General features: G+C 67.0%; 18 protein-coding genes. 5 read left to right on the plus strand and 13 right to left on the minus strand.

Annotated elements, in window-relative coordinates; translation table 11 throughout:
* Positions 1-62: 62 nt before the first annotated feature.
* From VGC77_RS00210 to VGC77_RS00220, 3 genes are read left to right on the plus strand one after another with little or no spacing between them, the layout of a single operon-like run.
* A complete protein-coding gene (locus VGC77_RS00210) occupies positions 63-1,082 on the plus strand; it encodes a sulfotransferase family protein (protein ID WP_331169562.1) in 1,020 nt (339 codons plus the stop codon).
* Positions 1,079-2,065 (plus strand): sulfate adenylyltransferase subunit CysD, encoded by a 987-nt coding sequence (gene cysD / locus VGC77_RS00215; protein ID WP_331169563.1) that lies wholly within the window; start codon positions 1,079-1,081, stop codon positions 2,063-2,065. The genes VGC77_RS00210 and cysD overlap by 4 nt, the downstream gene beginning before the upstream one ends.
* Positions 2,065-3,912, plus strand: coding sequence for a bifunctional sulfate adenylyltransferase subunit 1/adenylylsulfate kinase (locus VGC77_RS00220; protein WP_331169564.1), 1,848 nt, complete (start codon positions 2,065-2,067; stop codon positions 3,910-3,912). The genes cysD and VGC77_RS00220 overlap by 1 nt, the downstream gene beginning before the upstream one ends.
* 81 nt (positions 3,913-3,993) lie before the next feature.
* Here the strand turns inward: VGC77_RS00220 and VGC77_RS00225 are convergent, their stop codons facing one another.
* The 7 genes from VGC77_RS00225 to sdhC all read right to left on the minus strand — a co-directional run bounded on the left by VGC77_RS00225 (position 3,994) and on the right by sdhC (position 10,792).
* Positions 3,994-5,871, minus strand: coding sequence for an OmpA family protein (locus tag VGC77_RS00225; RefSeq protein WP_331169565.1), 1,878 nt, complete (start codon positions 5,869-5,871; stop codon positions 3,994-3,996).
* A gap of 208 nt (positions 5,872-6,079) precedes the next feature.
* Positions 6,080-6,394, minus strand: a complete 315-nt coding sequence (locus tag VGC77_RS00230) for a hypothetical protein (protein WP_331169566.1) — start codon at positions 6,392-6,394, stop codon at positions 6,080-6,082.
* Between the two features lie 11 nt (positions 6,395-6,405).
* Positions 6,406-6,891 carry a pyridoxamine 5'-phosphate oxidase family protein gene (locus VGC77_RS00235; RefSeq protein WP_331169567.1) on the minus strand — a complete coding sequence of 162 codons (486 nt, stop codon included), beginning with the start codon at positions 6,889-6,891 and terminating at the stop codon, positions 6,406-6,408.
* Between the two features lie 322 nt (positions 6,892-7,213).
* The gene (locus VGC77_RS00240; protein ID WP_331169568.1) at positions 7,214-7,996 is read right to left on the minus strand and encodes a succinate dehydrogenase iron-sulfur subunit; all 783 of its coding nucleotides are present in this window, start codon (positions 7,994-7,996) and stop codon (positions 7,214-7,216) included.
* A gap of 151 nt (positions 7,997-8,147) precedes the next feature.
* A complete protein-coding gene (gene sdhA, locus VGC77_RS00245; RefSeq protein ID WP_331169569.1) occupies positions 8,148-9,971 on the minus strand; it encodes a succinate dehydrogenase flavoprotein subunit in 1,824 nt (607 codons plus the stop codon).
* A 3-nt stretch (positions 9,972-9,974) separates the two neighbouring features.
* A complete protein-coding gene (gene sdhD / locus VGC77_RS00250; RefSeq protein ID WP_331169570.1) occupies positions 9,975-10,397 on the minus strand; it encodes a succinate dehydrogenase, hydrophobic membrane anchor protein in 423 nt (140 codons plus the stop codon).
* Complete coding sequence (gene sdhC, locus VGC77_RS00255; RefSeq protein ID WP_331169571.1) at positions 10,394-10,792, minus strand: succinate dehydrogenase, cytochrome b556 subunit; 399 nt, start codon at positions 10,790-10,792, stop codon at positions 10,394-10,396. The genes sdhD and sdhC overlap by 4 nt, the downstream gene beginning before the upstream one ends.
* A 355-nt stretch (positions 10,793-11,147) precedes the next feature.
* On the opposite strand from sdhC, the gene VGC77_RS00260 reads away from it, so the two are divergent.
* Together VGC77_RS00260 and VGC77_RS00265 are read left to right on the plus strand one after the other, a co-directional pair.
* The gene (locus VGC77_RS00260; RefSeq protein WP_331169572.1) at positions 11,148-12,134 is read left to right on the plus strand and encodes a cation diffusion facilitator family transporter; all 987 of its coding nucleotides are present in this window, start codon (positions 11,148-11,150) and stop codon (positions 12,132-12,134) included.
* Between the two features lie 179 nt (positions 12,135-12,313).
* Positions 12,314-13,522: an ABC transporter substrate-binding protein gene (locus VGC77_RS00265; RefSeq protein WP_331169573.1), complete on the plus strand. Its 1,209-nt coding sequence runs from the start codon at positions 12,314-12,316 to the stop codon at positions 13,520-13,522.
* 98 nt (positions 13,523-13,620) lie between these two features.
* Here VGC77_RS00265 and VGC77_RS00270 read toward each other — a convergent pair whose 3' ends face one another.
* The 6 genes from VGC77_RS00270 to VGC77_RS00295 all read right to left on the minus strand — a co-directional run bounded on the left by VGC77_RS00270 (position 13,621) and on the right by VGC77_RS00295 (position 20,024).
* Positions 13,621-14,064: a DUF2023 family protein gene (locus VGC77_RS00270; protein WP_331169574.1), complete on the minus strand. Its 444-nt coding sequence runs from the start codon at positions 14,062-14,064 to the stop codon at positions 13,621-13,623.
* Positions 14,043-14,525 (minus strand): flavodoxin FldA, encoded by a 483-nt coding sequence (gene fldA / locus VGC77_RS00275; RefSeq protein ID WP_331169575.1) that lies wholly within the window; start codon positions 14,523-14,525, stop codon positions 14,043-14,045. Before fldA ends, VGC77_RS00270 begins: the two co-directional genes overlap by 22 nt.
* A 759-nt stretch (positions 14,526-15,284) precedes the next feature.
* Positions 15,285-15,677 (minus strand): MAPEG family protein, encoded by a 393-nt coding sequence (locus VGC77_RS00280; RefSeq protein WP_331169576.1) that lies wholly within the window; start codon positions 15,675-15,677, stop codon positions 15,285-15,287.
* Between the two features lie 123 nt (positions 15,678-15,800).
* Positions 15,801-16,886, minus strand: coding sequence for a lipocalin-like domain-containing protein (locus VGC77_RS00285; RefSeq protein WP_331169577.1), 1,086 nt, complete (start codon positions 16,884-16,886; stop codon positions 15,801-15,803).
* Positions 16,876-19,344 (minus strand): ABC transporter permease, encoded by a 2,469-nt coding sequence (locus tag VGC77_RS00290; RefSeq protein WP_331169578.1) that lies wholly within the window; start codon positions 19,342-19,344, stop codon positions 16,876-16,878. Before VGC77_RS00290 ends, VGC77_RS00285 begins: the two co-directional genes overlap by 11 nt.
* Positions 19,341-20,024 carry an ABC transporter ATP-binding protein gene (locus VGC77_RS00295; protein ID WP_331169579.1) on the minus strand — a complete coding sequence of 228 codons (684 nt, stop codon included), beginning with the start codon at positions 20,022-20,024 and terminating at the stop codon, positions 19,341-19,343. Before VGC77_RS00295 ends, VGC77_RS00290 begins: the two co-directional genes overlap by 4 nt.
* Positions 20,025-20,152 lie beyond the last annotated feature (128 nt).

The following is a 20,152-nucleotide window of genomic DNA, read 5'->3' on the forward strand; positions in this document are numbered from 1 at the left end:
AGCGTCGCCGGCCGCCGTCGCGCCGCCGGCTTTTCACTCCGCGTTGCGTAAAGAGTAGCAAAATGCCCCACCCCGTCACGCCCGACTTGCCTCGGCTGGCCGGCCTCGTGCGCCGCCAAGACCCCGCGCTGGACAGCCTTCTGCTGGAGCCCGACGGCAAATACCAGACCCGCCGCGTCAGGCTCGACGTGTTGATGCGCGAGATGACCGAATGCCTCGCCGCAGGCTTTGCCGGCCGCGCGGCCAGCGACTTTCCGATGCATTATCTTGCCTGGGGCAAATGCCGGGTCGGCTCCACCGCCCTGACCAATCTGTTCGGCGTCACCGGCATGCCGTCCTACTACCAGCCGCTGAAGATGATGCTGCGCCATCTGTTCGTCGGCCAGCCCGCGACGCCGTGGCTGATTCCAACCGCCGCCGACGAACCGCAGATCTTCAGCAAGGAGACCGCCGGGCCCTATGTGATCGCCGAGAGCCTGTTCAATCCGCTGCGGCTGTTGATCGAAGCCGGCTATCCGCCGGACCGGCTGCAACTGATCATGCTCGACCGCGAGCCGAAGAGCTCGCTGGCCTCGTCGCTCGACAAGCTTGCCGGCTGCGTGCCGGATGCCATGCTGTTGCAGAACTACGTGGTCGCCGCATTGAACGCGATCCGGATCGAAGCTTATGCGCGGCAGCAGGGCGTGCCGGTGATCCACTATGTCTATGAGGCCAGCAAGGACGCCGTGCAGTCGATCCGCACGCTGTTCGATCGACTCGGGCTCGGCGGCCGCTTCAGCGAGACCGCGGTCACCGACTGGCGCGACACCGGGCAATTGCGCTCGGAGGCCTCGCGCATCACCTTCGGCGACGAGCCGTCGATCTACAACATCGCCGGGCTGCACGGCGCCGACACCGCCTACCGCTATCATCCGCGCGCCACCGATACGCTGAGCCAGTACCAGCGCGACATGCTGGAGCGCTGCGGCGTCAACGCGGTGTATCGCGGCTCGGTGGAGGCCTGCATCCGCGACCTCGGCCTCGACGCTGCGACCGCGGCGCGGCTGTTCAGCCACGTCGCCGGCCGCCATGAACCCGCATGACCGCCCCCCTCAACGAGTTGGACGCAAGCCGCGCGACCTTGGTGCCTGAGCTCGCCGACCTGGCCGGCGATTGGACGCGGCCGATGCCCTCCTCGCATCTGCAGCGGCTGGAATCCGAAAGCATCGAGATCATGCGCGAGGTGGCGGCGGAATTCTCCAAGCCGGTGATGCTGTATTCGATCGGCAAGGATTCTTCGGTGCTGCTACATCTGGCGATGAAGGCGTTCGCGCCGGGCAAGCCGCCGTTTCCGATGCTGCATGTCGACACCACCTGGAAGTTTCGCGAAATGATCGAATTCCGCGATCAACGGATGCGCGAACTCGGGCTCGAGCTGCTGATCCACGTCAATCCTGACGGCGTCGCGCAGGGCATCGGCCCGTTCAGCCACGGCTCGGCGCTGCATACCGACGTGATGAAGACCCAGGGCCTGCGCCAGGCGCTGGACGCCCACGGCTTCGACGCCGCGATCGGCGGCGCGCGGCGCGACGAGGAGAAATCCCGCGCCAAGGAGCGGATCTTCTCGCATCGCAGCGCCGCGCACCGCTGGGACCCGAAGAACCAGCGCCCCGAGCTGTGGAGCCTGTACAACACGCTGCTTGCGCCCGGCGAAAGCATGCGGGTGTTTCCGCTGTCGAACTGGACCGAGCGCGACATCTGGGACTACATCCTGTTCGAGCGGATTCCGATCGTGCCGTTGTATTTCGCGGCGCTGCGTCCGGTGGTGGAGCGCGACGGCGCGCTGATCATGGTCGACGACGCGCGCATGAAGCTGCGCCCCGGCGAACTGCCGCAGCTTCGCTCGGTGCGGTTTCGCACGCTGGGCTGCTACCCGTTGACCGGCGCGATGCCGTCCACCGCCACCACGCTGGAAGCGATCGTCGACGAGATGCGGGCCTCGCGCAGCTCGGAGCGGCAGGGCCGCGTGATCGACCGCGACAGCTCGGGCTCGATGGAGCGCAAGAAGGCGGAGGGCTACTTCTGATGCTGTGCCTCGAACATCCCGAACGTCTCGCGCTGGCCGCCCCGGCGCAGCATCCCGACCGGCCGACGCTGCGCTTTATCACCTGCGGCAGCGTCGACGACGGCAAGAGCACGCTGGTCGGCCGGCTGTTGTATGATTCCAAGCTGCTGCTCGACGATCAGCTCAGCGCCTTGCACGCCGAGAGCAAGAGCGCTGGCGCCACCGGCCACGACCTCGATTTCGCGCTACTGGTCGACGGCCTGCAGGCGGAGCGCGCGCAGGGCATCACTATCGACGTCGCCTATCGCTTCTTCGCCACGCCGCAGCGCCGCTTCGTGGTCGCCGACACCCCGGGGCACGTGCAATACACCCGCAACATGGCGACCGGCGCCTCCACCGCCGACCTCGCGGTGGTGCTGATCGACGCCCGCAAGGGCGTGATCGATCAGACCCGCCGGCACAGCCACATCGTCGGCCTGTTCGGCATCCGCCACGTCGTGCTGGCGGTCAACAAGATGGACCTGGTCGGGTTCGATGCCGCTCGGTTCATCGCCATCACCCACGCATATCGCGCGCTTGCGACCGAGCTCGGGATCACCGATGTCTGCTACGTGCCGGTGGTGGCGCCCGACGGCGACAACATCTTCACGCCGAGCGCGCGGATGCCGTGGTACAGCGGCCCGACCATCATGCAGCATCTGCAGGCGGTGGACGTCGGCGGCGAGATCCGCGAGCGTCCGTTCCGCATGCCGGTGCAATGGGTCAACCGGCCGAACGCCGAGTTTCGCGGCTTTTGCGGCCGCATCGCCTCGGGCCGGGTGGCGCGCGGCGACGCCATCATTGTGCAACCGTCGAACCGCCGCAGCCACATCGCGCGGATTCTGACGCCCGCTGGCGAACGCGACGTCGCGGTGGCCGGGCAATCGGTGACGCTGCTCTTTGCCGACGAGGTCGATGTCAGCCGCGGCGACGTCTTGAGTTCGGGCGAGGCAGCGCGCGTCTCCGACCGGCTCGCCGCGCATCTGCTGTGGTTCGACGACGCCGCGCTGCAGCCCGGCCGGCGCTATCTGTTGAAGAGCGCAAGATCCTGCATCGGCGCGGTGATCTCGGCGCTGCAGCACCGCGTCGCCATCGACAGCATGGCGCAGCATGCCGCGACCACGCTCAACACTAACGAGATCGGCGCGGTCGAGCTGCGGCTGGAGCGGCCTTTGGTGTGCGAGACCTATCGCGACGATCGCGAGCTCGGCAGCTTCATCCTGATCGATCCGCTCAGCCACAACACCGCGGCGGCCGGCGTCATCGATGCGGCGCTGCGCTGCGCCGGCACGGTCGGCGCGTCGGTCGACGCGGCGCCGCGGGCCTACCGCACGCAACCGCGCGGCTACACGCTGTGGCTGAACGGGGGCGGCGATGCCGCGTCGCCCATCGCCCGGCTGGTCGAACGGCAACTCGGCGACCTCGGCCGGCCGTGCACCTGGCTCGACGCCGAGGCGCTGCGCCACGGCCTCAACCGCGATCTCGGCACCGGCGACGCAGCGCGGGCCGAGGCGATCCGCCGGCTCGCCGAAATCGCCAAACTGTTCGCTGCCGCCGGGCTGACCGTGCTGGTGACGCCGCCCAACTCGGCGAGCGCGCCGCCGCGCGCGCTGTTCGAGCCCGGCGCCTTGGTCGCGATCGATATCACCGTCTCGCCCGAGCCGCGCAAGCGCCCTTCCCGACAGCTTGATCGCCGGCCCAGCGAACGCGGCAGCCTCACCGTCGTCGCCGAGCCAGCGCAACAGTCCGACCTCGTGCTCATAGAGCTTTCTCCGGATGCCGGCTGCGTGCGCATCGTCGCTTATCTGCGCGACCACGGCCTGATCTGACGACATCGCAACCACGCCAAGGCGCGAGCAAAAAGAAACCCCGCGCAAGCGGGGTTTCTTGCTGTCGTGATGTCCCGCGGCTCAGCGCGGCGGGGCGACGCCGGGCGGCGGCGGCGGCAGCGACGCGGTGCCGCCGTTCAGGAGCGGCGTGATGCGGCGCACCGTGACGCGGCGGTTCTGGCGTTCCGCGGCTTGCGTCGGGACCTTCAGATACTGCTCGCCATAGCCCTGCGAGGTGAGGTTTTCCGCCGGCACGCCGAATTGCTGGGTCAGCAATTGCGCGGCGGATTCGGCGCGGCGATCCGACAGCGATAGATTGTCGGTGTCGTTGCCGACCGCGTCGGTATGGCCCTCGATCAGGAACACCTCGCGCGGGTTGCGCGCGATCGCCCTGTTGAGGCCGTCGGCGATCACCTGCAGCTTCGAGGCCTGGTCCGGCGGGATGTCCCAGGAGCCGAGCTCGAAGTTGATGGTGTCGAGGTCGATGCTCGGCATCCGTTGCCGCACGCCGGCGCTGTAGCGGATTTCGTCGAGCGAGTAGCGTCGCTCGATCCGCTCCACCGGCGGGGCTTCCAGCGTGTCGTAGATCAATTCCGGCGAGGCGTCCTCGTAATCGACGATGTAGCGGTTCTGCGGAATCCGCAACACCGGCGGCGGCAGGTCGACATAAAAGCTGCCGCGGTCGCGCGGGTCGCGATACGAGTTGTCGATGATGATGATCTCGCGACCGTCGCGGTCGCGGCGAATCCGGCGCAGCAACTGGCCGTCGCGGCCGTTGACGGTGATGATCTGCGAGCCATCGGGACGGATCACGATGGTGCGGTCTTCATCGCCGACCCGCTGCACCTGGATGTCGCGCGCGCCGTAGCGGAAGCGGTCGACCTCGTTGTGGCGGATGAACGACTGCCCGCCGGGATCGCGGACGATGACGCGGCCCGGTTCGGTGATGACGGTGCGGCCGCCCTCCTGAACCTCGCGGCGCTCATTGCGGAAGTCTCCCATGTTGCGCGGACCGGGCGGTGCCGCGCCGGGCGCGATCGGCGCCAGAGCTTGCGCGGGCGCCGGCGCCGGCGGGATCGGCGCGGTCACGGTCGGGGCCGGAGGTGGGCCCCCGGCGCCGCGCTGCGGGGCGCCGAGATTGTTCGGCGGAGCACCGGCCGCAGGGGCCGGAGCCGCCGCGGGCGGCGGCACGGCCGCGCCGCCGGGTCCCGGAGCCGGGGTCGGCGCAGTGGTCGGCGCAGGCGCTGCACCCGGGGCGCCGGCCGCGGGAGCGGATGGCGGGCCGCGGCGTTCGCCGGGGCCGCCCGGGGCAGTACCCGGCGTGCGTTGTGCGGGCGCCGCGCCGGGCGGCGGGGCAACCGCGGCCGGCGGCGCTGCGGTCGGCGCCGAAGGCTGCGCCGGCTGGGTCGGAGCGGGGGGGCGCTGCGGCGCGACCGCTGCGGGCGGCGGGGTCGGACGTTGCGGAGCTGCGGCGGGCGGCGGCGCGGCGGCCGGCGGCGGCGCCAGATGGCGCGGCGCTTCCGGAGGGGCCGCGACGGGCGGCGCGGGACGCGGCGCGGCAGCCGGAGGGGTCGTGGCCGGCGGCGGCGCGGTTCGCGCCGGCGGTTCTGTACGCGGCGGCGGAGCTACCGGCGGCGGGGCCGGACGCGCAGGCGCGGCGGCCGGCGGAGGGGCGGGCCGGGCCGGCGGTTCTGCATGCGGCGGAGCCGCGGCGGGGGGAGGCGCATGCGGCGGAGCGGCGGCGGGCGGAGCCCCGGGACCAGGAGCCCCCGGACCACCTGGGCGTTGCGGCGGGCCCTTCGGCGGCTGCTTCGCCACCGGCTTGCCGTCCGGCCCGACCTCGCCGGCCGGCGCCTGCGCCATCAGCTGCGGCGCGGTTTGCGCGTGCGACGGCAGCGCTGCGAATTGGCCCAAGGTCAGGGCGGTGGTGGCAAGCAGCGCGACGCGAAGTCTGATCATGATGGAGAGGTCCTCAAAGCTATTTCGGCGGCAAGCGAATCCGTCGCCGGCAAATCGGCGCCGCACGATCAACTGATAACGGTGGGGCCGGAATGTGGCGACGGGAAATCAATCGACTCATTATATCCTTTGATATCTTCGCCCGCGCGAGCGCGGCGCGCGGAGCAATTCATCGTCGGTTCAGGTCGGCCGTTTCGACCGGCCGCAACTACATGGTTGGTGGTGGGGCGGGCGAACCCGGCCCCACGTCGGGCTGCGCGCCTGGCGCATCGTCGGTGGCGGGATTCGGTGCGATCGGACCGTCCGGTCCGCGCGTCGGAAATTCCTCCGGCTGCTGGCCCGGCAATTCGATGGGCTGCGGCGGCTCGCCGGGATCGCGCATCGGCGGCGGCACGTCGGGCATCGGATTGCCGGGCGGATCCTCGAACGGCGGCTCCGTCGGAGTGCCGGGCGTGCTCGGTGGAATTTCCGGCGGCACATCGATCGGCGGGGTGTCCGGGACTTCCTGCGGTTCGGGTGCCATGAGATTTGGCATCAGATCGCGACCTTACGGTTATCGCCGAGATCCGGCCGGCCGCCGGTGACGGCCGCCACCGCCATTTTCACGTAACTGACCAGCGTGCCCGGTGAATCCCAATATTCGGCCTCCTGTGGCGTCACCTTCAGCACGCGAATGTTGGGGTCCTCGGCGCTGTCCCACCACGCTTTGGCGGCGGTGGTGAACAGCTCTTTGATCTTGGCACGATCGTTCGACACCACCGCGGTGCCGACGACCGAGACGTATTTTTGGCCGCTGGTATCGGCGAAGGCGAGATTGACGTGGTGATCGCGCGCGATCTCCTCGTCCTTGTGGCGACGCAGGTCGGTGAGAAAATAGATGGTGTTATCCGGCTCGACAAAAGCGCCCATCGGCCGCGAGCGGATCTTGTCGCCATCCCTGGTGGCCAGCATCGCGAAGGTGATCTTCTTCATCAACTCCCAGGCGTGGGTCACGTCATCGGAATTGGACTCGGCCGCCATCGTGCGATCTCCCTGAAAGGTTTCGATCGATAACGGGAGTGACGCGGCGATGTTCCGGGAGGGCGGCGAATTGGGAATAAGCTAACGCGCACTTATTGCTGGCGGCAGGGCGTATGATGATGCAGCGCGCACAGCGTGGCGGCGTTCGCGAGGCTACCCCGCAGGTGTCGTCCCTGCGCACGCAGCGACCCATAACCCCTGGCTTACATGTGGGAAGAACGTCCTCAGCCACAGCGCAAAACGCGACTCCGCGCCGTATGGGTCGCTGCATGCGCAGGGACGACGCGTTGAAATCCCTGGCGGCGCGGCCGAAGGCCGCAGCTTAGATCTGCCGTTCGACCAGCTTCAGCTTCAGATTGGCGATGGCTTCCGAGGGGTTCAGTCCCTTCGGGCAGGCCTTGGCGCAATTCATGATGGTGTGGCAGCGGTAGATCCGGAACGGATCCTCGAGATTGTCGAGCCGCTCGCCGGTGGCTTCGTCGCGGCTATCCTTGACCCAGCGGGTGGCCTGCAACAGCGCGGCGGGGCCGAGGAAGCGGTCGGAATTCCACCAATAGCTCGGACACGAGGTCGAACAGCAGGCGCACAGGATGCATTCGTATAGCCCGTCCAGCTTGGAGCGATCCTCATGGCTCTGCCGCCATTCCTTCTGCGGCGTCGGCGTGATGGTCTGCAGCCACGGCTCGATCGATGCGTATTGCGCGTAGAAATTGGTCAGGTCGGGCACCAGATCCTTGACCACCGGCTGGTGCGGCAGCGGGTTGATCTTGACCGCCGTTTCCTTGACGTCGTCCATCGCCTTGGTACAGGCCAGCGTGTTCTCGCCGTCGATGTTCATCGCGCAGGAGCCGCAGACGCCCTCGCGGCAGGAGCGGCGGAAGGTCAGCGTCGGATCGATGTTGTTCTTGATCCAGATCAGGCCGTCCAGCACCATCGGACCGCAGTCGTGGGTGTTGACGTGATAGGTGTCGACGCTGGGGTTCTTGGTGTCGTCGGGATTCCAGCGATACACCTTGAACTCGCGGGTTTCGGTCGCGCCTTCCGGCTTCGGCCAGGTCTTGCCGCTGGTGACCTTGGAATTTTTCGGAAGCGCGAATTCAACCATTTGTCTCACCTTTCGTCATTCCGAAATGCGGCCCGGTCGGCGTCGCCGACAGGGCGCAGATCCGGAATCCATCGTCCCCGTCGTGGTTATGGAGTCCCGGCTCGCTCGCAGGCTCGCGCCCCGGACTGACGGGCTGTGTCGCTGCTGTCGCTCAGTACACCCGCGCCTTCGGCGGGATGTACTGCACGTCGTTGGTCATGGTGTAGTCGTGCACCGGGCGGTAATCGATCGTGGTTTCGCCGCTGTGGTCCATCCACGCCAAAGTGTGCTTCATCCAGTTCTTGTCGTCGCGCGCCGAGAAGTCCTCGCGGGCATGGGCGCCGCGGCTCTCGGTGCGGTTGGCGGCGGAGTCCATCGTCACCACCGCCTGCACGATCAGATTGTCGAATTCCAAGGTCTCGATCAGGTCGGAATTCCAGATCAGCGAGCGGTCGCTGACGTGGATGTCATCGATGCCGCTGTGCACGTTGTGGATCAGGCCCTGGCCTTCCTGCAGCACCTCGCCGGTGCGGAACACGGCGCAATTGTTCTGCATCACGTGCTGCATCTTTTCGCGCAACCGCGCGGTCGGGGTGCCGCCCGCGGCATTGCGATAGCGGTCGAGCCGGCTCAGCGACTGCTCGGCAGAATCCGCCGGCAATTCCGGCTGCTTGCCGTTCGGGGTCAGCTTCTCGGCGCAGCGCAATGCCGCAGCGCGACCGAACACCACGAGGTCAATCAGCGAATTGGAGCCGAGCCGGTTGGCGCCGTGCACCGAGACGCAAGCCGCCTCGCCGAGCGCCATCAAGCCGTGCACCACGGCGTTGTCGTCGCCGTCCTTCTTGGTGACCACCTCGCCGTGATAATTTGTCGGGATGCCGCCCATGTTGTAGTGCACGGTCGGGATCATCGGGATCGGCTCGCGGGTGACGTCGACGCCGGCGAAGATCCGCGCCGATTCCGAGATGCCCGGCAGCCGTTCGTGCAGCACCTTGGGATCGAGATGATCGAGGTGCAGATAGATGTGGTCTTTCTTCTTGCCGACGCCGCGGCCTTCGCGGATCTCGATGGTCATCGCCCGCGACACCACGTCGCGCGAGGCCAGATCCTTGGCGGAGGGCGCGTAGCGCTCCATGAAGCGCTCGCCTTCGGAATTGACCAGATAGCCGCCCTCGCCGCGGGCGCCTTCAGTGACCAGACAGCCGGAGCCGTAGATCCCGGTCGGGTGGAACTGGACGAACTCCATGTCCTGCAGCGGCACGCCGGCGCGCAGCGCCATGCCGCCGCCGTCGCCGGTGCAGGTATGCGCCGAGGTACAGGACGCATAGGCGCGGCCGTAGCCGCCGGTGGCCAGAATCGTGGTCTGCGCCTTGAAACGGTGCAGCGTGCCGTCGTCGAGCTTCAGCGCGATGACGCCGCGGCAGACACCCTGATCGTCCATGATCAGGTCGATGGCGAAGAACTCGATATAGAATTCCGCGGCGTGGCGCAGCGCCTGGCCGTACATTGTGTGCAGCATGGCGTGGCCGGTGCGGTCGGCGGCGGCGCAGGTGCGCTGCGCCTGGCCCTTGCCGTAGTCCAGCGTCATGCCGCCGAACGGCCGCTGGTAGATCTTGCCGTCGTCGGTGCGCGAGAACGGCACACCCCAATGTTCGAGCTCGTAGACCGCCTGCGGCGCGTTGCGCACCATGTATTCGATGGAATCCTGGTCGCCGAGCCAGTCCGATCCCTTGACGGTATCGTACATGTGCCAGCGCCAGTCATCCTTGTGCATGTTGCCGAGCGCGGCCGAGATGCCGCCCTGCGCCGCCACGGTGTGCGAGCGGGTCGGAAACACCTTGGTGATGCAGGCGGTGCGCAGCCCAGCCTCGCTGCAGCCGACCACGGCGCGCAGTCCGGCGCCGCCGGCGCCCACCACGACGACGTCGTAGCTGTGGTCTTCAATGGGGTAGGCGTGGCCGTTGATGGCCGGCGCGCCGTTGCCGTTCGCGGCCATGCGTTACACTCCGGATGATAGTTTGAAGATCGCGAAGATCGCGGCCAGCGCCACCGCGATCGAGAAGAAATTGTTGGCCATGATGGTGACCAGCTTCAGCTTTTCGTTCTGCACGTAGTCCTCGATCACCACCTGCATGCCGATCTTCATGTGCACGGCGCTGGAGATGATGAACAGGATCAGGATCAGCGCGATCATCGGCGAGCCGATGATCTGCGCGGCGCCGGCCTGGTTGCGGCCGAGCAGCATCATGATCACCACCACCACCGGCAGGATCAATAGCGTCATCGCCACCCCGGTGATGCGCTGCTGCCAGAAATCGCTGGTGCCGGAACCGGCGGGGCCGAATTTGCGCACCTTGCCAAGCGGGGTGCGCATGGTCTTGGCGGGGCGCGGCGCGTTGCCGTGGGATTCCTCGACGCTCATCGTGCGCCTCCGAGCGTGAAGGCAACGATCCACAGCAGCACGGTGATCACCACGCCGCCGATCAAGGCCGCCCAGGTCAGTGATTCCCGCTCCGCGGAACTGAAGCCGTAGCCGAGATCCCAGATGAAATGCCGCACGCCGCTCAGCAGATGATGCATCAGCGCCCAGGTGTAGACGAACAGCATCAGCCGGCCGATCCAGCTGCCGGTAAAGGCCTGCACATTGGCGTAGGCGGCGGGCCCCGCCGCCACTGCGATCAGCCACCAGGCCAACAGCAGCGTGCCGAAATAAAGGGTGATGCCGGTAAGCCGGTGCACGATGGACAACGCCATCGTTAGGCTCCAGCGATAAGCTTGCATATGCGGCGAAAGCGGACGTTCGATCCTGGCGGTCATCGGCTGCTTACGGTTTGCGGGAAGCGGACAGCCCCGGCCGGGGCGCGGCTTGAACACGGTCTATTTACGAACAGGAAACAATCCGCGCAACGGCGAAATCACAATATGCGAATGCAGGTTCACCTTTTTAGACGAAGGTGCAGTCACATCCGCGCTGCACATTGCACCGCAGCATCGAGGATTTCAGGGCAATTGCTGGAGTTGTGAAGCGCGATTCATAACCAGCAGCGTTTGGTCGAAAGGCGAACAGCACCAGCCGAGCCGTGCTGCGTGCGAGGCATGCGTGATAGTATTCCCTCGCGGATGTTCTTATCTCGGCTCCATCGCAGCATCGCGACGACCCATGGCAGCACCGATGAGCCACCCTCCCCACCACCACGAAGGCCATGATCATGCTCATGATCATCCGCATGATCACGGCGTTTCCCACGCCGCGGGCCATGGCCATGCCGGCCACAGCCATGCGCCGACCGATTTCGGGACCGCCTTTGCGATCGGCATCGTGCTCAACACCGGCTTCGTGATCGGCGAGGCGGCATTCGGCTATGCCAGCAATTCGATGGCGCTGGTCGCCGACGCCGGCCACAATCTGTCCGACGTGCTGGGGCTCTTGGTGGCGTGGTCGGCGGCGGTGCTGTCGAAGCGGCCGCCGTCGCAGCGTTATACCTATGGACTGCGTGGCTCCTCGATCCTGGCGGCGCTGTTCAACGCCGCCTTCCTGCTGGTGGCGGTCGGCGCGATCGGCTGGCAGGCGATCCTGCGGCTGTTCGACCCGCAGCCGGTCGCCGAAATTACCGTGATGGTGGTGGCCGGCCTCGGCATCGCCATCAACGGCGCCACCGCCTGGCTGTTCGCCTCCGGGCGCAAGGGCGACCTCAACATCCGCGGCGCCTATCTGCACATGCTGGCCGACGCCGCGGTGTCGGCCGGCGTGGTGATCGCCGGGCTGTTGATCCTGCTGACCGGCTGGAGCTGGCTCGACGCGGTCACCAGCCTGCTGATCAGCGCGGCGATCTTCTGGGGCACCTGGGGCTTGCTGCGCGACAGCGTGGCGATGTCGCTGGCCGCGGTGCCGCGCGGCATCGATCCGGCCGCGGTGCGCGGCTTTCTCGAGCGCTGCGACGGCGTCAGCCAGGTCCACGACCTGCACATCTGGCCGATGAGCACCACCGAAGTGGCGCTAACCTGCCATCTGGTGATTCCGGCGGGGCCACCCGGCGACGGCGCGCTGATCGAGATCGCGCGACAGTTGAAAACCAAATTCGCCATCGATCATGCCACGCTGCAGGTCGAGACCGACCCCGCCTGCGCCTGCGCGCTGGCGCCGGATCACGTGGTGTAAGCCGCTGGAGCAGGATGCCGTTTCTTCGAATCGTCATCCCGCTCTCGCTTTTTGATGGAGCATGATCTTTTCCGAAAACCGGGATCCGTTTTTCGGGATCATGCCCTCGCAAGAATCCGCTGGGCAGCCGCGAATTTCTAAAATAGCCTGCCGATAATCAAAAATTTCGGGAGGCTTGAATGAAATTCGGAATCTGGTCGATCGCTGCTGCGTCGGTGGTATTGGCGGCGTCGGCCCATGGCGTGGCAGCGCAAGGCACGTCGCAGGGCGTCAAGATCGGCATTCTTAACGATCAGTCCGGCGTCTACGCCGATTACGGCGGCAAGTGGTCGCTGGAGGCCGCCAAGATGGCGGTGGAGGATTTTGGCGGCGAGGTGCTCGGCCACAAGATCGAGTTGGTCTCCGCCGACCACCAGAACAAGCCGGATCTCGGCGCCAGCATCGCGCGAAAATGGTACGACGTCGATGGCGTCGACATGATCACCGAACTCACCACCTCCTCGGTGGCGCTGGCAGTGCAGGATCTGTCCAAGGAAAAGAAGAAGATCGACATCGTGGTCGGCGCGGCAACCTCGCGGATCACCGGCGATGCCTGCCAGCCCTACGGTTTCCATTGGGCGTTCGATACCCATGCGCTGGCGGTCGGCACCGGCGGCGCGCTGGTGGAAGCCGGCGGCAACACCTGGTTCTTCCTCACCGCGGACTACGCCTTCGGCTACGCGCTGGAAAAGGACACCAGCGAAATCGTCACCGCCAAGGGCGGCAAGGTGCTGGGCGCGGTGCGCCATCCGTTGAACTCGTCGGATTTCTCCTCGTTCCTGCTGCAGGCGCAGAGCTCCAAGGCCAAGGTCATCGGGCTCGCCAATGCCGGGCTCGACACCGCCAATTCGATCAAGCAGGCGGCGGAATTCGGCCTCGTCGCCGGCGGCCAGAAACTCGCCGGCCTGCTGATGACGCTCAGCGAGGTGAACGGCCTCGGGCTGCAGGCGGCGCAGGGACTGGTGCTGACGGAAGCCTATTACTGGGACCGCGACGACGCCTCGCGCGGCTTCGCGGAAAAATTCTTCAAGCGCACCGGGCGGATGCCGAACATGATCCAGGCCGGCACCTATTCGGCGACGCTGTCCTATCTGAAGGCGGTGAAGGCCGCGGGCTCCAAGGACACCGAGGCGGTGGCGGCAAAGCTCAAGGAATTTCCGGTCGACGACGCCTTCGCCAAGGGCAAGGTGCTGGCCAATGGCCGCTTCGTCCACGACCTCTATCTGTTCGAGGTCAAGAAGCCCGCGGAATCCAAGAAGCCGTGGGACTATTACAAGCTGCTCGCCACGGTGCCGGGCGACAAGGCGTTCCCGACCGCGGCGGAGTCCGGCTGCCCGCTGACCAAGTAAGTCGGGCGCGGTCGCTTCGACCACAGCCGCGATGTCGTCGCGCCATCGCGCGGCGGCATCGCCAGGGTTGCGCGGGACACCCGCGGCGCGAGCCGCGGCTACATCGCCAGATCGCCGGGCTCCAGCGCGTAGTGATCGGGAGGGATCGCCAGCAGCGGCGGCGCGGCGGCGGCGGTCTCCACGGCGGCCGCCGCGGCGTCGGAGCGTGCCAGATAGCGCACGCATTGCATCTCGCGGTCGTAGCCGAGCAGCACGCCGAGCATGAAATCGTGCTCGGCGGACAATTCGCACAGCGGTCCCACCATGAAGCCGCGCACCGCCTTCACCGCCGGGCGGCAGCCGAACACCACATTGACCCGCTCCGGACAGGCTTCGTGGACGTGGTGGGCGATGCCCCGGCCCTCGAGCCGCGCGATCACCGGCCCCGCCGCCGCGGCGGTCATCGTCATCATCGCCAGGGGCCGCATGCCTTTGGCAAGCTCGTAGAGGTGATGATTGAAGATCTGCAGCGCGGCGCCGTTCAGATCAACTGACTGACCCATTCCTTGATCCTCTTCTCGGTCTTGGAGGACTGGCTGTCCTGATCGAGCGCGAGGCCGACGAACTGGCCGTCGCGCTCGGCCCGGGAGCCGGTGAAGTCGTAGCCCGCGGTTTCGGTGAAGCCGACCACGCTGGCGCCCTGCCCGACCACGAGGTCATAGAGCACGCCCATGGCGTCGACGAAGCAATCCGGATAGCTGACCTGGTCGCCGGTGCCGAACAGCGCCACCTTCTTGCCGACGAGCTTGGCGGTCGTCAGCTTGTCGAGATGCGCCTCCCAATCGGTCTGCAGATCGCCGGCGCCGTAGGTCGGCGAGCCGAGGATCAGCAGGCTGGGGCTTTCGAAATCGGCGACGCTGGCCGCCTTGATGTCGATCGCGCGGCCCTGGATGTGCTTGGCGATGCGGGAGGCGACGGCTTTGGTGTTGCCGCCGTCGGAGCCGAAGATGACGTTGACGCTCATTGATCTTCTTGTCGCAGGAGGAAAACAAAACCCGCGCGACGTTTGGTCCCGCGCAGATCCGGTGAAAGCCGCTCAAGCCTAGCGGCCCTGCGAGCGCGCCTCAATTTCAAAAATAAGTCGTTATGAGTAATTTTTACTCAAGCCGCTTTTTTATAATAATAATTCCAAACTAATCACGCCGGACTATAACCATTCCAAAGTGGTCGTTGGGTGCCGCCCGCTTTCATCGTCAGTGCCTCGCGTAAAGCGATCAGCCAGACCGCCGGCATCCTGAGTGTCTGACTCAAAAACGATCACAGCGCGCCGTCATCCTGAGGAGCCCGGCGAAGCGCGTAGCACGAAGCCGGGCGTCTCGAAGGATGCGGCGACAAGTTCGCGCTCCTAGCTACTTCCTGCTTGCTATTTCTTGCGTGCGCACCTGCGACTCGCCGCTTGCTGATTGTTTCTTGCGACTTTCGGCTTGCAGCACCCGCGGCCATCCTTCGAGGCCCTCGCGAAGCCGCTCGGGCGCCTCAGGATGACGGCGCGGTTGTGGCGGGGCATCCCGCAGGCGCATTGCGGCGGCGCCGAGGCGATGAGTTCAATGCCTTGGAGCGCCGTCATCCTGAGTATCTGACTCAAAGAACGATCACAGCGCGCCGTCATCCTGAGGAGCCCGGCGCAGCGCGTAGCGCGTAGCGCGTAGCGGGCGTCTCGAAGGATGCGGCGATGCAAGCGACGGCTGTGCAGCAACGCCGGCGGCGCGGACGTAGCAGCGCCTTACCAACCGAACACCCGCCAGACGATGCCGACCACCGCGCCGGCCCACAGCAGCAAGGCAGCGACGGTCTGCACCGCGAAGCCGGCGCCGCGCTTGTTGGCGGCTTCGGTATAACCGACCATGTAGATGATCCGGCCGACGATCCACACCACGCCGAGCACCGCGGCGAAGCCGTCGCTGAGATAGATCGCGAACAGCCACAGCGACGGCAGCACGATCGGCATCCATTCCAGCGTGTTCATCTGCACCCGGAATACCCGCTCGAAATCCGGCTGCCCGGTGGTCGCCGGCGCCTTGACGTCATAGGCGACGCGCGCCCGGCTGACCTGCACCGTGGTGTAGAAATAGAACATCACGGCCAGACAGGTCACGATCGCGGTGAGGTGAAACATTTTTCGAGGACTCCCTGACGTTATCGATTGTTGTTGCTGCAGTCGGTGGCGATGCGCCGTGCTTGCGGGACGTGGTCGGTAACGCGCGGTGCGGCTGCGGGTTCGCCGGCGCACAGCTTGACCTCAATATCCGGTCATCTCAAGGTATCCGATGCCGGAGTGGCTGCCGCGGATCGCGATCGGGCCCTCCCAATAGGGAAAGCTGGTGGCCATCCAGCTTCGCGCATTGAGCGGCGTGGTGTCGATCGAAAGCCCGCGCGACGCAATGGCGATACGCCACGCCGTCGGCAATTGCCGTTCGCCGATCGGCGTGGTGGCGGTGGGCGTGATGACGATGTCGGAGGCGGCAAGCGGCACCGACTGGCCGTCGCTGCCGATCGAGTTGCCGGCGAAATAATGGGCGCCGTCGCTTTGCCGCAGCCGGAACAGCATCAGCTTGTCGCCGGTCTCCAGATGCAGCGAGAACCAGTCCCAGCCGGTCTGGTCGGAGGCCAGCGGCTGGCTCGACCATTCGCGGTCCATCCAGGCTTTGCCGCTGACCTCGACGACTTGGCCGTCGAGCGTGACCTGGCCGGAGGCGATGAAATAGGGCTGGCTGTAGTAATACGACGCCTGGCCGCGCTCGGATTTCTTGCTGTAGCCATGGTCGCCCTGCAGCACCAAGGACTGTTGCACCTCGAGCCGCAGCGCGTAGCTGAAATCCGCGCCGGAGGCGGTGAGATAGAGCGGCGACAGCGTCGCCGGCTCCATCGCGTCCAAACCCTGCATCTGCCAATTGTCGATCCAGGCGCGGAATGGCGACGCCGTGACGCCGGCCTGGCCGATGCCGCCGCGGGCGAAGCGTTCGGCACTGCGGTGGGTGTCGGCGCGGGTCAGCGCCGCATGCGCCATCCAGATCTGCTGATTGGCCCAACCCTCCTGCTGCGCGCCCGGCCGCATCGCCTGGCGAAACAGCGTCCATTGCACGCCATAAGCAACACCGGCGGCGTCCTGCAGATTAGCGGTGAGGTACCACCATTCGATGCGAAACTCCGGATGCGCGCCGTGATCGAGCGGAAACGTCAGCGCGCGGCCGGGCACGACCGGCGCAAATTCGCCGGCGTCGCGGCCGAGCCCGGCAAAACCCTGCGCGCGCGCCTTGCGGCTGAGCGCCGTGAGCGCGAGGCCGACGGCGAAGCCGCGGCGCGACAGGCGGACGCTATCGCTCATCAGCGAACACCTTCACCAGCTGCGCCGGCTGCATCCGCAGCAGTTTCAGGATCGGCAATAGCGCGGCGAGCAGCGCCGCCAGCATCGCGATGCCGAGCAATTGCGCGAGCTGCTCGGGAAACACCTGGAACGGCAGCCGCCAGCCGAATGCTTTGACGTTGACCACCGCGATCAGGCACCACGCCACCACGAGGCCGAGCGGCAGCGCCAGCAGCGACGTGATCAACGCCACCGACAGCGTCTTCATGAGCTCGATCAGTGCGAGGCGGCGCCGGGTGACGCCGATCGCCCATAAAGGTGCCAGCTGCGGCAGCCGCGACTGGCTCAGCGTCAACAGGCTGGTCAACAGCGCGATGCCGGCGATGCCCAGCGTGAAGGCGTTCAGCGCATTGGTCACCGCGAAGGTGCGGTTGAAGATTTTGCGCGATTCCGCCTTCAGCGCGGCCTGGTCGGCGAGGCTGCGTTGATCCAGGCCGAATTTTTCGCGCAATGCCGTGACCAATGCCGGCACCGCGGCGGGCGTCACGCGCAAGCCGAGCCGGGTCTGCGCGATGCCGGGGAAATGCGCCACCAAGGGCGCGATGGCGACGCCGAGCTGGCCGCGCGGATTGCCATAGTCCGCATAGATCGCCGCGACCTCAAGCGGCCACGGCCCCTGCGGCGTCGGCACCTCGATGCGGTCGCCGAGCTTAAGCTTGAGCCGCCGCGCCAGTTGCTCGCTGACCAAGGCCGCCACGCCGCGCGCCACACGGTCCCACGCACCCTGCGAGGATTGCAGCAGCGGCCATTGCTGGCGATAGGTGACGTGATCGGCAAAACCGAGCAGCTCGACCGGCCAGCCGCCGAACTGCGCCTCGGCGCGGCTGCCGGGCAGCAGCGCCTGCACCTCGGGCCGATCGGCGAGCCAGGCCTTGATCTCGCGCGCCTGGGCGTCGCTCGCGGCATTGAGATAGACCTCGGCGGCGAGCCGTCCGTCGAGCCAGCCGGTAAAGGTGGTGCTGAAACTCTGTACCATGGTGCCGACGCCGACATTAACCGCGAGCGCCAGCAGCAAAGCCATCAGCGCCAGCGACAATCCCGATAGCTGCAGCCGGCTGTCGGCCCAGAACCATTTCGTCAGCGGTTTTCGCGCGCTACGCTCGCTCACCAGCAGCACCAGCCCGAGCACGGCGGGCAGCACCAAGGCGGCGCCGAGCAGGATCGCCGCCAGCACCGCAAAGCCCGCGAGCAGCGAATCGCCGAAGATGAGACAGCCGAGGCCGCCGGCGAACACGATGAGCGCCAGCGCGCCCTGCACGACGAGCGCGGTCTGCTGCGCCTGCTGCCAGGCGTAAGGCTGCGCCGCGGCCAGGACCGGCAGCCGGATCGCCTTGAGCAGACTGGCGGAGGCCGCACCCAGCGCGCCGATCACGCTGATCGCGAGGCCGGCGGCCCACCATTGCGGGCGCAGCGTGAGTTCGCCGGGGATCTGCGCGCCGTACAGGCCACGCAGGCTGGCGGCGACGTCGGGCAACAGCGTCGCGGCGATGAAATAGCCGCAGACCAGACCGATCAGGCCGGCGAGGAGCGCCAGCGCCACCAGTTCTGCGATCAGCACGCTGTTCAATTGCCACGCCGAGACGCCGCAGGCGCGCAAGGTGCGCAGCATCGGCCGGCGCTGCTCGAAGGCAAGGCCAATGGCCGAATTGACGATGAACAGGCCGACCAGAAACGACAATAGCCCGAACGCGGTGAGGTTGAGATGGAAACTGTCGGTCAGACGCTCCAGATCGGTCTCGGCGTCGGGCTCGACCAGCCGCAGCGTATCGCCGCCGGCAACGGAGGCTAGCGGCGCGCGCGGGCGGAGATCGCGTTGGCCGAGCAGCAGCCGCGAGATTTTTTCCGGCATGTTCAAGAGCCGCTGCGCCACGCCGATATCGACCACCACGAGGCCCGGCACCAGCTCGGTCTGCGGCGTCAACGGCGGCATCGTGAGGCCGTTGTTAGTGAGCGGGGTGTCGCCCACCGCGGCCTTGAGTTCGGCCAAAGTGTCCGGCGCGATCAGGGTCTGTCCCGGCGGCGACAGAAAACCCTGCAGGCCCGAGGTGCCGATCGCCGGCGCGGCGCTGGCCTCGATCGGCAGCGACAACGGCTCGACGCCGAGCAATCGCAACGACCGTCCGCCGATCTGGATGCGGCCTTCCACCAGCGGCGACACCGGCCAACCGGCGCGGCGCAGCTCGACGAAGATCTGCTGCGGCAATAGCTCGCCGTCGCGGCCGACCAAAGTGGCGGTGCGGGCGCCGCCGAGCGCCGAGGCCGCACGATCATAGCTCACGCGCGCCTGCTGGTTCAGCGCCTGCACCCCGCTCCACAGCGCGGTCGCCGAAATCAGCCCGACCAGCAGGGTCGCCAGTTGCAGCGGATGCCTTCGCCAATGGCTGAGCAGCACCGCGAGAATCCAGGCCGCGCGTTTCACGCGATCAGCCCGGCATGCAGATGCACCTGGCGGTCGAGCATCGCGGCAAGCCGCGCGCTGTGCGTCACCATCAGAAAGCCGCAGCCGGTGCGGCTGACCAGATCGCGCGAAAGCGCCATCACCTCGTCGGCGGTGGCCTCGTCGAGATTGCCGGTCGGTTCATCCGCGAGCAGCAACAGCGGCTTCACCGCCAAGGCGCGGCCGATCGCGACGCGCTGCTGCTGGCCGCCGGAAAGCTGCTCCGGATAGCGTTTCAGCAGCTGGCCGAGCCCGAGCCGTTCGATCAATTCGGCCTGCCACGCCGCATCGTGGCGGCCGGCGATGCGCGACTGGAACGCCAGATTGTCGGCGACGCTGAGGCTCGGGATCAGGTTGAACTGCTGGAATACCAGGCCGAGGCGATCGCGGCGGAACGCGGCGCGGCCGGCATCCGACAATTGCGAGATCAGCGCGTCGCCGAACCGCACCTCGCCGGCATCGGCAGCGTCCAGCCCGGCAATCAGGTGCAGCAAGGTGCTCTTGCCGCTGCCGGATTCCCCGGTCAGCGCCACGCTCTCGCCGGGCGCGACGTCGAGATCGACGCCGCGCAGCACGGCGACGCGGTCCGGCCCGGAGGAATAGGATTTCGCCAGCGCGCGGACGCTCAGCGTCTGCGACAGGATGGGCGGCTTGCCGTGCATCACGGGCGCGGCGTGCGAGCGGTCATCGGATGGCCTTCCTGCGATGGCGTTGCGTTGCATATCGTGCGGCGGGCGCGGCATCGCAACTCACGGCGTTCCGCAAAATCGATCAGCAGCGCCGCTTTGCC

Origin of the sequence: Rhodopseudomonas sp. (assembly GCF_036404135.1) — a bacterium.
In the GTDB taxonomy this organism is placed as follows: domain Bacteria; phylum Pseudomonadota; class Alphaproteobacteria; order Rhizobiales; family Xanthobacteraceae; genus Rhodopseudomonas_A.

Excerpts from the sequence above, each read along its gene's own strand:
- VGC77_RS00210 (WP_331169562.1), top strand. The coding sequence starts at position 63 with ATGCCCCACCCCGTCACGCCCGACTTGCCTCGGCTGGCCGGCCTCGTG.
- cysD (WP_331169563.1), top strand. The coding sequence starts at position 1,079 with ATGACCGCCCCCCTCAACGAGTTGGACGCAAGCCGCGCGACCTTGGTG.
- VGC77_RS00220 (WP_331169564.1), top strand. The coding sequence starts at position 2,065 with ATGCTGTGCCTCGAACATCCCGAACGTCTCGCGCTGGCCGCCCCGGCG.
- VGC77_RS00225 (WP_331169565.1), bottom strand. The coding sequence starts at position 5,871 with ATGATCAGACTTCGCGTCGCGCTGCTTGCCACCACCGCCCTGACCTTG.
- VGC77_RS00230 (WP_331169566.1), bottom strand. The coding sequence starts at position 6,394 with ATGGCACCCGAACCGCAGGAAGTCCCGGACACCCCGCCGATCGATGTG.
- VGC77_RS00235 (WP_331169567.1), bottom strand. The coding sequence starts at position 6,891 with ATGGCGGCCGAGTCCAATTCCGATGACGTGACCCACGCCTGGGAGTTG.
- VGC77_RS00240 (WP_331169568.1), bottom strand. The coding sequence starts at position 7,996 with ATGGTTGAATTCGCGCTTCCGAAAAATTCCAAGGTCACCAGCGGCAAG.
- sdhA (WP_331169569.1), bottom strand. The coding sequence starts at position 9,971 with ATGGCCGCGAACGGCAACGGCGCGCCGGCCATCAACGGCCACGCCTAC.
- sdhD (WP_331169570.1), bottom strand. The coding sequence starts at position 10,397 with ATGAGCGTCGAGGAATCCCACGGCAACGCGCCGCGCCCCGCCAAGACC.
- sdhC (WP_331169571.1), bottom strand. The coding sequence starts at position 10,792 with ATGACCGCCAGGATCGAACGTCCGCTTTCGCCGCATATGCAAGCTTAT.
- VGC77_RS00260 (WP_331169572.1), top strand. The coding sequence starts at position 11,148 with ATGAGCCACCCTCCCCACCACCACGAAGGCCATGATCATGCTCATGAT.
- VGC77_RS00265 (WP_331169573.1), top strand. The coding sequence starts at position 12,314 with ATGAAATTCGGAATCTGGTCGATCGCTGCTGCGTCGGTGGTATTGGCG.
- VGC77_RS00270 (WP_331169574.1), bottom strand. The coding sequence starts at position 14,064 with ATGGGTCAGTCAGTTGATCTGAACGGCGCCGCGCTGCAGATCTTCAAT.
- fldA (WP_331169575.1), bottom strand. The coding sequence starts at position 14,525 with ATGAGCGTCAACGTCATCTTCGGCTCCGACGGCGGCAACACCAAAGCC.
- VGC77_RS00280 (WP_331169576.1), bottom strand. The coding sequence starts at position 15,677 with ATGTTTCACCTCACCGCGATCGTGACCTGTCTGGCCGTGATGTTCTAT.
- VGC77_RS00285 (WP_331169577.1), bottom strand. The coding sequence starts at position 16,886 with ATGAGCGATAGCGTCCGCCTGTCGCGCCGCGGCTTCGCCGTCGGCCTC.
- VGC77_RS00295 (WP_331169579.1), bottom strand. The coding sequence starts at position 20,024 with ATGCACGGCAAGCCGCCCATCCTGTCGCAGACGCTGAGCGTCCGCGCG.